Genomic DNA, 12,825 nt, shown 5'->3' on the forward strand with positions numbered 1-12,825 from the left:
CCCTTACATTTTTCTGAGACTATAATCCGCACACCATAAAAAAGTATATTTCGAGGACTCATATGCGTCGTGGGCAAGAAATCGTCAATCAAGAAGTGACATACTCAGATAATCAAGAGCTTGTCTCTACCACAGATTTACGCGGTGTAATCACATACGTAAATAAGGAATTTTGTACTATAGCAGGTTACACCGAAGAAGAGCTTCTCGGAAAAAATCATAATATTGTACGCCACCCTGATATGCCTAAAGCGGCATTTAAAGAGATGTGGGAAAAACTTAAAGAGGGCCACTCTTGGCGTGGCATGGTAAAAAACCTCTGTAAAGATGGTCGCTACTATTGGGTTGATGCGTTCGTTACACCTATATATGAACATGGCCAGTTAGTTGGCTATCAATCAGTGCGTACCAAGCCATCTGAACAATTAAAAACCCGTGCGATGGCCCTTTACACTAAAATTAATGACGGTAAATCAATCGCATCATTTCGTGAGAATATTTCACTTAGACAAATAGTGTCTGCGATTTTATTAATTGCAGGCATTGTTGGTTTAGCTGTGGCCGCCTCATGGATGATTGCTATAGCCGCATGTGTCCTTGTAGCACTACTTTTTGCTTTAAATTATGACGAACTCGTAGTTACGCCAAGACATTTAAAGCAGCAACGTGCAGAGTTTGACTCAGTATCACGTTATGTGTATTCGGGCTCGCACCCATTTAGTATTGCTGCCTATAATCAGCAAATGCTGTTCGCTAAGCTTAGAACTGTATTAGGTCGTGTTAAAGACTCTACTTACTCATTTAAAGACATTGCTACCAACTTAGATAAACAATCGTCACTAACCGAGCAAGGTATTGCTGCACAAGGCCAGCGTTTAAGTGATATTGCTACGGCAATGACACAAATGAGTGCGACTATTGGCGAAATTTCAGCAAATACTCATCACACTGCTGATAAGGTTAAAACCACTTACCAAAGCTGTAACGATATCAAACTGCATATTGAAGATAATAGCAGCATGGTGACTGATCTAGCTAACCAGGTAGAGCAAGCAGCCACTACCGCTAACTCTCTTGCTAGTGAAGCTGACAAAATAGGCCAAGTAATGAGTGAGATTGAAGGCATTGCTGAACAAACAAACTTATTAGCGCTGAATGCAGCAATTGAGGCAGCACGTGCCGGTGAGCATGGCCGTGGTTTTGCGGTTGTAGCAGATGAAGTACGCGCACTTTCTTCACGCACGCAAAATGCGACGGCACAAATTCATAGCTCAATTAAAGAGATCCAAGATACGTTATTTAGCTGGTCTAAAGTGATGCAATCAACTAAAGCGCAAGCAGATAGTTGTGTTGATACGACTGCACATACTCAAACTGAGCTTGCGAGCATCTTCGCACAAATTGATGAAATATCAGGCCTTGCGACGGAGATTTCGACGGCTGCTGAGGAACAACAAGTTGTCAGCACCGATATACGCGAAAATGTAGAAAGCATTAAAGGACACAGCGAAGAGAACTTAAAGCTTAGCTACAACGTGGCTAAAGATGCAGCGGGGCTTGTTGAAGGCTCACGCAAAGTTAACGATATGCTGTTAACCTTTAAAGTTTAAACTTAACTGATACAAAAAAGCCGCATCATAATTGATGCGGCTTTTGTTTTTAGGGCTAATTAACGACTCGAGAAAACAAGTCCATTCTCATCAGCATCAATATGGATGATGGCACCTGGTTGGTAATCCCCTCCGAGCAGGCGCTGTGCTAATGGGTTTTCAATGGTATGTTGAATAGCACGTTTTAAAGGCCTTGCCCCATACACAGGATCAAAACCACTTTCAGCGATGCGGTCTAAAGCTGCATCCGTAACTTCAAGAATGTAGCCTTTTTCAGTTAATCGCTCACGTAGCTTACTTAACTGAATATCTGCAATTTCCTTAATGTGCTCATTAGCAAGTGGATGGAATACCACGGTTTCGTCGATTCGGTTAATAAACTCAGGGCGGAACTGACTAACTAATACGCCCATCACTTTTTCTTTTAACCCGGCATAATCATTTGAACCTGCTTGCTCTTGGATAATATCGGAACCCAAGTTAGAGGTCATGATGATCACCGTATTTTTAAAATCAATAGTACGGCCCTGACCATCCGTTAAGCGGCCATCATCAAGAACTTGCAGTAAGATGTTAAATACATCAGGGTGCGCTTTTTCGACTTCATCCAATAAAATGACGGAATACGGACGACGGCGTACCGCTTCTGTTAAATAGCCACCCTCTTCATAGCCAACATAACCTGGAGGTGCACCGACTAAACGTGCCACCGAATGTTTCTCCATAAACTCCGACATATCAATGCGCACCATGGCATCTTCAGTGTCAAACATGAAGCTGGCTAGTGCTTTGGTCAGCTCAGTTTTCCCCACCCCTGTCGGGCCTAAGAATAAGAATGAGCCGATTGGGCGATTTGGATCAGCAAGCCCTGCGCGAGAACGACGAATTGCATTTGCAACAGCTACAACAGCTTCATCTTGACCAATCACTTTGTGGTGTAATTGATCTTCCATTTGCAGTAGCTTTTCACGTTCGCCTTGCAGCATTTTCGATACCGGAATACCTGTCCAACGCGATAGAATTTCCGCTATTTCGTCTTCACCCACTTGGTTTTTAAGCAAGCTCATTTCTTGCATTTCAGCTTGTGAAGCAAGGTCGAGTTTGCGCTCAAGTTCAGGGATACGACCATATTGCAGCTCAGACATACGCTGTAAATCGCTGGCACGGCGTGCCACGTCTAAATCAAGACGTGCCTGCTCAAGTTCTGCTTTGATTACTTGCGTGCCTTGCAGTGAGGCCTTCTCAGCATTCCACACTTCATCTAGTTCGCGGTATTGCGCTTCAAGTTCAGTGATCAGCTCTTGCATTTCGGTGCGGCGCTTTTGACTTGCTTCGTCTTTTTCTTTCGCCAGTGCATTATCTTCCAGTTTTAACTGAATAATACGACGTTCTAGCTTATCTAAAGACTCTGGTTTTGAGTCAATTTGCAAACGAATTGAAGAACCTGCTTCATCAATTAAATCTATTGCCTTATCTGGTAATTGCCGATCGCTGATATAACGATGCGATAACTGCGCCGCGGCAACAATGGCCGGATCGGTAATATCAACTGAGTGATGCAGCTCATAACGCTCTTTTAAACCACGTAAAATCGCAATGGTGTCTTCAACCGATGGTTCATCAACAAACACCTTTTGGAAACGACGCTCAAGTGCTGCATCTTTTTCGATGTATTGGCGATACTCATCAAGGGTTGTGGCACCCACGCAATGTAACTCACCACGGGCAAGTGCTGGTTTTAGCATATTACCTGCATCCATTGCACCGTCTGTTTTACCTGCGCCTACCATGGTATGGATTTCATCTATAAAGAGGATGACTTGGCCTTCTTCTTTGGCAAGTTCATTCAATACTGATTTTAAACGCTCTTCAAATTCACCTCGGTATTTTGCGCCAGCAACCAAAGCACCTAAATCGAGCGATAATACTCGCTTGTTTTTTAAGCCTTCAGGTACTTCACCATTGATAATACGCTGTGCAAGGCCCTCAGCAATCGCTGTTTTACCTACACCCGGCTCACCAATTAATACAGGGTTATTTTTAGTTCGGCGCTGTAAAACTTGGATAGTACGACGAATTTCGTCATCACGACCAATAACAGGATCAAGCTTACCTTGCTCTGCTCGCTCAGTTAAATCGATGGTGAATTTTTTTAATGCCTGACGAGTTTCTTCAGCATTTGGGTCTTCTACTTTTTGGCCACCACGAATGGCTTCAATTGCAGATTCGATCTTGCTAGAAGTAATATTCAGCGCTTTAAAAATGTCACCTAATGGACCTTTATCATCACACGCGGCAAGAACAAACAACTCACTCGAAATGAATTTATCTTTTCGTTTTTGAGCATATTTATCGCATAAGTTAATTAATGAAATCAGGTTATTTGACAGCTGAACATCGCCACCAATACCTTCAACTTTAAACAGTTTCTCGATTTCTTGGGATAACTTGGTGTTTAACTCATCAGCACTCACACCTGCTTGTGCAAGTAACGCACGCACACTTGAACCATTTTGCTGAAGCAATGAATACATTAAATGCACAGGCTCAATAAATTGATGATCGCGCCCAAGTGCTAATGACTGCGCATCTGAAAGCGCAGATTGAAATTTACTTGTAAATCTATCTAAACGCATAAGGGTTTACCTATTAAAAAATCTAATTGCTTAATTAATGGGTATGCTTAGTGATTTGTTCAAGTAAAAGAAGAAAATTTAATCGCAAAAAAGGCGTATTAATTGCGCCAGATCAAGCTCGCCATACGGCCTGTTTGTCCGTCACGACGATAAGAGAAAAACAGTGATTTTTCAGTAACAGTACAGTGCTCACCACCATACATTTTGACCACACCTAATTGTGCTAATTGCTGACGTGCTAATAAATAGATATCAGCCATGTATTTTTCATGTTTGGCTGTAAAAGCTTGTTGATGCTCTGGGTTTTGTGAGCAAAAACACTCTCTTACTTCTTGCCCGACTTCAAATTGTAAAGGACCAATAGCTGGGCCTAACCAAGCAATAATATCGCTTGCTGGCGCTTGAAAATGCGAAACCGTGTTTGCCAATATACCTTGCGCTAAACCACGCCAGCCACCATGTACAGCAGCGACTTCATCCCCAGAACTCGAACAAAGTAGTACCGGCAAACAGTCTGCTGTCATTATAGCAAGCGGCTGCTTTACTAAACGGGTGTAGAGCGCATCAGCAGAGCGTAGTTCGCTTAAATCAGACTCTTCATCAATCACGACTACATCGCTGCTATGTGTTTGGTTTAACCACACAGCAGGATTAGGCAGCTGATTTGCAAGTAAGGCACGATTTGCAAGCACGGCTTGCTCATCATCACCAACATGTAAACCCACATTAAAACTATCAAAGGGTGCAACCGAAACACCACCCTGTCGGGTGGTACTCAGCGCGCTAACAGAGTTTGGTGCAGTCCATGCTGGTGTGATCATAACGCTTAAAACTCGATATTTGGGTTTGCTTTAGTATCAGCGCGCAAAGCTTCTGTCATAGCTTCCATATCATCTGGAATTGGCGCTTGCCAAGTCATCAGCTCACCAGTGATTGGGTGCGCAATTGATAGCTTAACAGCATGTAATGCTTGGCGTTTAAAGTCGCGTAGCATTTGAAACAGCTCAGGTGTAGCACCTTTTGGCGGGCGCGGACGACCACCATACAGTTGGTCGCCAACTAATGGGTGGTTTAAATAAGCCATGTGTACACGAATTTGGTGAGTACGGCCTGTTTCTAGGCGTAAACGTAAGCGTGTATGTGCACGGAACTTTTCTGCAACACGATAATGCGTAACTGCTGGTTTGCCCATTTCGTGCACGGCCATATGAGTACGTTTTGTTGCATGGCGACCAATTGGTTTTTCAACCATGCCACCTGCTGTCATTGTGCCATTACAAATTGCTTCGTATTCACGGGTGAAGTTTTCACGCTTTTGTAATGCAGATACTAGATGTGTTTGTGCCGGAATTGTTTTCGCCACCACCATTAAACCGGTGGTGTCTTTATCTAGACGATGCACAATACCTGCACGAGGCACATTAATGATGTCAGGGTAATGATGTAGCAAAGCATTTAATACCGTGCCATCTGGGTTACCCGCCCCTGGATGTACTACTAACCCCATAGGTTTATTGATCACCAAAATATCATCGTCTTCATAAACGATGTTTAATTTGATATTTTGTGCCTCGTATTCACGAGGGGCTTCGATGGTTGTTTCAACACTCACCGTTTCGCCACCGAGTAGTTTTTCGCGCGGTGTGTTTAATATTTCGCCGTTTACTGTGATTTTATCATCCAAAATCCACGTTTTTATGCGTGAACGAGAATAATCAGGGAACAATTGCGCTAATACTTGGTCTAGACGTTTACCGCCAAGGTCAATTGGAACCTCGGCTTGGAGAGAAATTTGCTCTGACATTAGTAACTTTACCCAATTTACCAGTGCAAGCTGTGCTCGACTGGGTTAGAATCGCTTTAATATAATACGTATAGTTTACTCGGTTTTCCTCACTTGGCCTAGCCGAAGACATCGAAGGTAAGAAATAAAATGATAAATAAAATAGGGAAACGTGCGTTCGCCATAGTTTTTTCAGTATCTGTACTTGGCTTAGGTGCCTGTTCATCAGCACCAGACCAAGAAGATATCCAACGCGTTCCTAATAAATCTGCGCAAGCTTTATATGAAGATGCAAAACAAACATTAGATTCTGGCTTGTATGCTCGTGCAATTGAGCTATTAAGTGCTATTGATTCTCGCTATCCTTTTGGTCCTTTATCAAAACAAGTACAAATGGACTTAGTATTTGCGCATTATCAAGCAGGTAATACTGAGCAAGCACTAGCAACTATCGACCGTTTCATTCGTTTAAACCCAAACCACAAAGATTTAGACTACATGTATTACATGCGTGGCTTGGTAAACATCAAAGCGGATGAAAACGCATTCCAAGAATATTTTGGTGTAGACCGTGCCGACAGAGACGCAAATCGTACTCGTGTCGCATTTACTGATTTATCAACACTTTTAAAGCGTTTTCCTAACAGTGCCTACGCACCAGAAGCGAAAAAACGTTTAGTATGGCTACTGAATAAAATGGCACGCTACGAGTTAAAAGTTGCTGAATACTACTATGAGCGTGAGGCATACCTTGCTGCAGCAAACCGTGGTAAATATGTGGTTGAGCACTACTCACAAAGCAGCTACCTTGATCAAGCACTAGAGATCATGGAAAAAAGCTACAACAAGCTGGGTTTACCTGAGTTGAGCGAACACGCTAAAGCGACGCGAGAAGCTAACAAGCGTTAAAATAGACTAAAAGCAAAAAAGGCGCCTTAGGCGCCTTTTTTAATGTTTGCGGTTAATTTAAATTTGTATTAAATCGCATCTTCATCTTCTTCAGCGGTACGAATACGTACTACACGCTCAACGTCAGTGACAAAGATTTTACCGTCACCAATTTTACCAGTTTGCGATGTTTTAACGATAACATCGATAGCACGGTCAACATCTTCGTCGCTTAATACGATATCTAGTTTTACCTTAGGTAAAAAGTCCACCATGTACTCAGCACCGCGATAAAGCTCGGTATGTCCTTTTTGACGGCCAAAGCCTTTTACTTCACTTACCGTCATACCTGTGATGCCCACATCTGATAATGCTTCGCGTACATCATCAAGCTTAAATGGTTTAATAATTGCTTCGATTTTTTTCATTTTCGGGTTACTTATTATTTCTCGATTGCCTCGATTTTAGACAATCCCATTGCTGATGGCAAACAAAGCTATGAATTACGGTGATTAAATCAGCGATCATGATATTATTAAACAAAGTGATTCAAAATAGAGACAACAATGAAATCATTACAACGGGGTTTTACATTATTAGAGCTGATGGTCACGCTTGCTATTGTGGGTATCGTTGCACTGATAGCACTATGGGATAGCTCAGATATGCTTGAAAATGACCGAGCTGAGAGCTACTTATTAGAATTAAAACGTACACTCAGCTTTGCACGAGCAAAAGCAACAAGTAGTGATGCAATTATTGTTGTTTGTAGTGGCAACACTTCAAGAGTTGAAAGTAACAGACGAGTTCCATGCTTAAACGATTGGAGCCAAGGTACTGTATTCGTCTTTTTCGATTCAAACCAAAATGGTGTTTACAACCCAAGAGTTGGCGATATCATTTTAAGAGTCATGGAAGAAGTTCCAGAGAACAGTCAGTTAAATTTCACTGGTGATAACTTTATCACATTTGATACCAGCGGGATGCTCACGTCAAATACTGGAAAATTCACTTACTGCCCTTCAAAAGCTGATGACGATAATAACAAACAACTTGAGGTATTTGCCTCAGGGACTGCTTTATATATTGGCAGTACGACAGATGGCTGTAATTAAGCTTCAGAAATTGACAGCCCACCTTCTCGAATTATAGTTAAATAAACAGCCGCAAATTTGGAATCTTCAAGGATGAAGGCATTTACAACTCTGCGCAGCCTCAACGGAGCGACGTTAATTGAAAGCCTCGTAGTGCTATCAATTTTATCACTCCTGCTGCATATCGCCTTATTTGAATTTAAGCCACTTCTGGCTACAAACCGTTTAGAAAGCAACATGCAAACGGTGAAAAGAGCACTGCAGTTTACTCGCCTAAAAGCGCAAACAAATGATGCCTATGTCACCTTCTGCGCCTTAAAAAACAACAGATGCAACAAAGCTATATGGCACAAATCGTTAACCGTTTTTGTAGACAAAGGCGAACTAGGTATATTTGAAAGTGGTGATACTAAACTAATGGAAATCGAAGCAATAAGTAAGTTTGACATGCTAACATACCCACGTCATGCAGTTACGTTTAGCCCAGCGGGTATGCCGATGGGATTAGGCAATGGCACTTTTATCTACTGCCCAGAATACATAAAAGCAAGCCTCAAAGGGCTTGCAATTAGGGTCAGCTCGATAGGCCGAGTTAGATTAATTGATACAGATAAATGTCAAACTGATAATTGATAAAGCTTATTTACCCCAACAGGTACTTGAGTCAGCAGAACCTGTTGACGTTTTTAAACCTGTATCAGAAATAGACAATGTTGCACATTCAGAATCTTGTAATGGTGGGCCAGATTTAGGTGTTGCCTTAAATGTAAATGTACCTGCATCATTATCTACCTTAACACTAATGGTATAAAAGTTACTTTCTGTTGTCGTAGAAACACCTAAATCAGCAATAGTGCTTGTATATTCACGGTTATCGACAAAGTATTGCTCTTGTTTATTAGCTGCATCTAATAACGAAGTAATTGCCTCAGTTCGAGCGGTACGTTTTACGTGCTCAAAATAACTAGGAATAGCAATGCTAGCGATGATCCCCAAGATAGCTACAGTAATCATCAGCTCGATTAGCGTAAAACCATTATGACTCTTTGTTCTTATAAAGTTCATATTTTAAAAACCTATATAATTGTTTTTTAGAGGAATTACCTCTATTTCTTCTTATCTTAGATGGCTAACAATAATTATGCAATTAAGGCGAGTATTCAAATAGCGACCACATGCTCTGCCTTAACATGTAAGGCAGAGCAGTCACTTAGTGCTTTATTGGCTATTATCGTTTCGCTCTTGCTTATAAATGAAAGTTTGTTGTGTTTTAAAGCCAAAGCCAATAGGCACTGCATCACTTACAAGTTTAATTTTACCATCTTCGATAACTAAACCTGGACCTTGGATCTCCTGTACTTTCAGTGGATTTTGCTCACCTTTGATACCTGGACCAATGGTTAAAAACTGGCTTTGCTCTTTAACCTTTTCATCTGTGTTGTCATCACAGTAACCATCGCTATTACCATCAACACAACTGTCACCTACACCAAAATAAAGTTGAGGAGTATCTGGCACGTCATTCGAAGTAGTAAATTTCAAGCTATCATAAACTTTTGTACCGTAATGTAAGTGGAAAGCGTATAAACTTCCTGAACCACCAGTTAGTGAACACTGATTCGCTGTTTCTGTAGATGAAGCTGGTGTATAGGTTGTGAAATAAGCGACACCACCGATAACTGTACTTGCTGCAAGGGATTTTTCACCTGCAGAAGCTAAATTGTAATACCAACCGTTATACTCACCTAACTCAATTTCTAAGTCAGTAAATTTATCCACGTCGTCCAGTGCATTTCCAAATGGATCAGAATCCATATTCATCAAGTCTGCTTGTGTAATTGCTACGGGTACATCACTACCAAGGAATGGCTGAGTTACCGTATTGATATCACGGATCATGAATAGTTGATCATTGGTAACAGTGCCCGTTGGTTTAGAGCGGTTACCACTACCTATTAGCACAGCATCAAATGGCGTATCAATTCGTGTAGTTACTGTTTCACCATTAACAGATGTTTCTGATACTTTGCTAAACATAGTTCGTGCAATTAAAGGCTTATAGAAAAAGCGGCGATCTTGGGTTGAAAGTGCGCTACCTAAACTTGCTAATTTAAAATGTGTCCATGGGTTTTCTGAATTTGTGGGGTTGTCAGAAGGCATATCAACACGCCAAACATCACCGCCTGTATCCGTTGCATACAGCCTGTCAATATAACCATCATAGTCAGAATCTAAGATACTAATATCTGACGCAATACTATGCTTACCTAAAAAGCCATTCTCACTCGGCGTTAATGCCCACACTTTTTTGCCCGTTTGCGCGTCAACAATAAAAATACCACGTCCATGAGTATCGTCTGTACGAATAACATTGTCTTTGTTTGTATCATAACCCGCGCCAAAAATAAGCACTGGTCTATCTTTATAACCATCGAGATTCACATAAGTAACAGAAGGTTTAGACCACGTTTGCCCTAATTCTTTAAAGTCGCCTGTACCACCTATAATCGGTTCATCCCACAGTAAACTTGGCGAGTTTGGGTTAGTTATGTCGAGTCCGTAGTAGTAATTTCCACCGCGTCTTAAGCCAAAGAATGCCCATACTCGGTCAGAGCCATTTACTACTCCATCACTATTTTTATCATCAAAGAATACTGAGATTGGCCCGTCAACACCATAAACCTTGGTATCTGCTTGGTTATCACGAAGTGGCTTTATTATTTTATACAAGCTTCTAGGGATAAACGCCCAGCTTTCACTTAGCACATCATTTTTATCTTGAAACATGTGCAAGTAACCGGCATTAGTGCCTATTAAAACTCGGATATCATCATTACCATAATCAATTGTTACAGGTTTTGAATGCAGCGGATCACCAAATATGTCTTTACGTGAATCCGTTGTCGATCCATCTTTGTCTTCATCATAAACATCAAGACCTCTTGACCAATTAATAAGATCTTCAACTTCATCCGCATCAGCTTCAAAATCAACGGCAGCCTTGTCTATAGTCCCGTAATGGAATACAACGCGATAACGGGTAAAGTTAAGCATGCGACCGTTGACATTTGTTAGCACTTTACGCCCCTCATTCGGCACGCTAGAAGAGTTAGACAAATACAGATTTACACCACCTAACTCAACTGAATTACCATCAGCGCTTTCACCGCTCGGTAACCAAAAGGTTTTCGCATCTTTATCGATTAAACCATCTTCATTTAAAGCAGGCTTACCATCTCTATCGATAATTTGGTCACCAGACACTTTTAGCTTTTTCAGATTTCCGCGCCAACGAGCCCCTGTTTTAGGATAAAACATCGCATAATAAATTGATTCGCGGCTGCGTGTTTGGTCAACATTATTACTTGCTATAGATGGCGCCGTGAACGTATCGTTCACTTCTCGAATTTGAGTAATCGTATTTTTAAGGGCTTCAGAAAGTTGCTCTGCAGTGTTCGCATGAAGGTACTTACCGCCCCCTTCAGATGCCGTTTCAGAAAGTAAACGTTTACCATTATCACTCATACCACTACCAAAACCTATGGTATAAACTCGCCCTGTTTCGTGAATATCAGTCGTCGTTGGCCTTAAGTCAACCTCTACATCATCAGTACCATGAATAACTTTTGCAAGCTTGTGTAAGTACACCCCGGCAATTTTATCGCTATCACTTAAATAACTACCAAAATACGACTTGTGTAAAGCACTAATATTAGAGTCTTGTTCATTATCAGAGCCAGCTGATGGGTCACCGTCTGTCATATAGATAATGTTAACTGAGTTATCACAGCGTTTTACTTCTTCAGTATTATCAAACGGTGAAATGTATGAATAGGTATATTCAATGCGAGGCTCGTACCAACAAACTCTTCTCCGCCCCTTACCTGAGCACACCTTAACTGATGTCGTATAAGGCGTTCCTCTTTCTATTGTGGTATCACGTAGTGCGGCATTAACTTTTTCGCCGTAGAAAAGGCTTTGCCCAGTAATGTAAAGATAGGCTTCCCAAAGCGTTTCGGTCAGTGGTGTCCCGCCATCGGCTGGAAGCCCTGCAATTGTGGTCTTTAAGGCTGATATATCTGAACCAATGCCTGCAAGTACATAGCCACCATTGGTGCTGTTAAAACGCATTAAGCCAAAATCAATGTCATCGTTACCATCAACCAGTTTAGTAATAGCATCTTGCGCAACGCCTAAACGGCTATCACTACATAAAATATAACCACCTGAGTAGCCACAACTGTTACCGGAACTAGTCGAAAAAGCCATACTTCCAGAAGTATCAAATACAATTAATACGCGAGGTTTCTCATCGAGATCAACATTATGATTTACATAAAGCTCTATATCTTCTGCTGAACTAGAAAAGCTAACCGCAGCAAAGGCACAAAGAAGTATCCTGTTTACTGTTTTACTAATTTTCATTACTTCTCCCGTCACCTTAATGCTATTAATTTAGCGATTAGCTTTGTTATTGCCGAACTTCTGCTTTGTGATTTTCTGCAGCAGTTGAAAACCTTAACAGTGCGATAAATTACAACACCCTTATGTTTGAGTTGCTGCAATACTTATACAGAACCATAAAAAGGCTAAAAAGCATTTATAAAATTCAAACACACTATAATTATTATAATAAAAAGCTACTACTATTCCACACTTTTCTTATCTAAATTAATAATAAAAAAAATAATTAGAGCATAAAAGAGAAATAAGAAAAAACGACCGGAAAAATAATCCTGAATGGGTTGGTAAAACAGTGAAAATAAAAATAAAAGTAAAAAATAAACAGTAACTTAATAGAGAATAGAAATATT

General features: G+C 41.0%; 10 protein-coding genes. 4 read left to right on the plus strand and 6 right to left on the minus strand.

Features of this window, described 5'->3' with window-relative positions:
* Positions 1-62: 62 nt before the first annotated feature.
* A complete protein-coding gene (locus AN213_RS01750) occupies positions 63-1,610 on the plus strand; it encodes a methyl-accepting chemotaxis protein (protein WP_055197033.1) in 1,548 nt (515 codons plus the stop codon).
* 59 nt (positions 1,611-1,669) lie between these two features.
* Here AN213_RS01750 and clpB read toward each other — a convergent pair whose 3' ends face one another.
* The 3 genes from clpB to rluD all read right to left on the minus strand — a co-directional run bounded on the left by clpB (position 1,670) and on the right by rluD (position 6,050).
* Positions 1,670-4,246 carry an ATP-dependent chaperone ClpB gene (gene clpB, locus AN213_RS01755; protein ID WP_055197035.1) on the minus strand — a complete coding sequence of 859 codons (2,577 nt, stop codon included), beginning with the start codon at positions 4,244-4,246 and terminating at the stop codon, positions 1,670-1,672.
* 98 nt (positions 4,247-4,344) lie between these two features.
* Positions 4,345-5,067, minus strand: coding sequence for a peptidoglycan editing factor PgeF (pgeF, locus tag AN213_RS01760; protein ID WP_055197037.1), 723 nt, complete (start codon positions 5,065-5,067; stop codon positions 4,345-4,347).
* A 5-nt stretch (positions 5,068-5,072) separates the two neighbouring features.
* Positions 5,073-6,050, minus strand: a complete 978-nt coding sequence (gene rluD / locus AN213_RS01765) for a 23S rRNA pseudouridine(1911/1915/1917) synthase RluD (protein WP_054561897.1) — start codon at positions 6,048-6,050, stop codon at positions 5,073-5,075.
* Positions 6,051-6,179: 129 nt separating this feature from the next.
* On the opposite strand from rluD, the gene AN213_RS01770 reads away from it, so the two are divergent.
* Positions 6,180-6,938: an outer membrane protein assembly factor BamD gene (locus AN213_RS01770; RefSeq protein ID WP_054561898.1), complete on the plus strand. Its 759-nt coding sequence runs from the start codon at positions 6,180-6,182 to the stop codon at positions 6,936-6,938.
* A gap of 68 nt (positions 6,939-7,006) precedes the next feature.
* On the opposite strand, the gene AN213_RS01775 is transcribed toward AN213_RS01770, so the two are convergent.
* On the minus strand, positions 7,007-7,345 hold the full coding sequence (locus AN213_RS01775) for a P-II family nitrogen regulator (protein WP_054551748.1): 339 nt from the start codon (positions 7,343-7,345) through the stop codon (positions 7,007-7,009).
* A 138-nt stretch (positions 7,346-7,483) separates the two neighbouring features.
* Here AN213_RS01775 and AN213_RS01780 point away from each other — a divergent pair, with 138 nt between their 5' ends.
* Both AN213_RS01780 and AN213_RS01785 read left to right on the plus strand, forming a co-directional pair.
* Positions 7,484-8,032: a GspH/FimT family pseudopilin gene (locus AN213_RS01780; protein ID WP_055197039.1), complete on the plus strand. Its 549-nt coding sequence runs from the start codon at positions 7,484-7,486 to the stop codon at positions 8,030-8,032.
* 72 nt (positions 8,033-8,104) lie between these two features.
* Positions 8,105-8,644 (plus strand): GspH/FimT family pseudopilin, encoded by a 540-nt coding sequence (locus AN213_RS01785; protein ID WP_055197041.1) that lies wholly within the window; start codon positions 8,105-8,107, stop codon positions 8,642-8,644.
* 6 nt (positions 8,645-8,650) lie between these two features.
* On the opposite strand, the gene AN213_RS01790 is transcribed toward AN213_RS01785, so the two are convergent.
* Both AN213_RS01790 and AN213_RS01795 read right to left on the minus strand, forming a co-directional pair.
* The gene (locus AN213_RS01790) at positions 8,651-9,076 is read right to left on the minus strand and encodes a type IV pilin protein (RefSeq protein WP_054561901.1); all 426 of its coding nucleotides are present in this window, start codon (positions 9,074-9,076) and stop codon (positions 8,651-8,653) included.
* A gap of 153 nt (positions 9,077-9,229) precedes the next feature.
* Positions 9,230-12,436 carry a PilC/PilY family type IV pilus protein gene (locus AN213_RS01795; RefSeq protein WP_055020950.1) on the minus strand — a complete coding sequence of 1,069 codons (3,207 nt, stop codon included), beginning with the start codon at positions 12,434-12,436 and terminating at the stop codon, positions 9,230-9,232.
* Positions 12,437-12,825: the final 389 nt, after the last annotated feature.

Source organism: Pseudoalteromonas sp. P1-8 (assembly GCF_001399985.1).
In the GTDB taxonomy this organism is placed as follows: Bacteria; Pseudomonadota; Gammaproteobacteria; order Enterobacterales; family Alteromonadaceae; genus Pseudoalteromonas.

Excerpts from the sequence above, each read along its gene's own strand:
- AN213_RS01750 (WP_055197033.1), top strand. The coding sequence starts at position 63 with ATGCGTCGTGGGCAAGAAATCGTCAATCAAGAAGTGACATACTCAGAT.
- clpB (WP_055197035.1), bottom strand. The coding sequence starts at position 4,246 with ATGCGTTTAGATAGATTTACAAGTAAATTTCAATCTGCGCTTTCAGAT.
- pgeF (WP_055197037.1), bottom strand. The coding sequence starts at position 5,067 with ATGATCACACCAGCATGGACTGCACCAAACTCTGTTAGCGCGCTGAGT.
- rluD (WP_054561897.1), bottom strand. The coding sequence starts at position 6,050 with ATGTCAGAGCAAATTTCTCTCCAAGCCGAGGTTCCAATTGACCTTGGC.
- AN213_RS01770 (WP_054561898.1), top strand. The coding sequence starts at position 6,180 with ATGATAAATAAAATAGGGAAACGTGCGTTCGCCATAGTTTTTTCAGTA.
- AN213_RS01775 (WP_054551748.1), bottom strand. The coding sequence starts at position 7,345 with ATGAAAAAAATCGAAGCAATTATTAAACCATTTAAGCTTGATGATGTA.
- AN213_RS01780 (WP_055197039.1), top strand. The coding sequence starts at position 7,484 with ATGAAATCATTACAACGGGGTTTTACATTATTAGAGCTGATGGTCACG.
- AN213_RS01785 (WP_055197041.1), top strand. The coding sequence starts at position 8,105 with ATGAAGGCATTTACAACTCTGCGCAGCCTCAACGGAGCGACGTTAATT.
- AN213_RS01790 (WP_054561901.1), bottom strand. The coding sequence starts at position 9,076 with ATGAACTTTATAAGAACAAAGAGTCATAATGGTTTTACGCTAATCGAG.
- AN213_RS01795 (WP_055020950.1), bottom strand. The coding sequence starts at position 12,436 with ATGAAAATTAGTAAAACAGTAAACAGGATACTTCTTTGTGCCTTTGCT.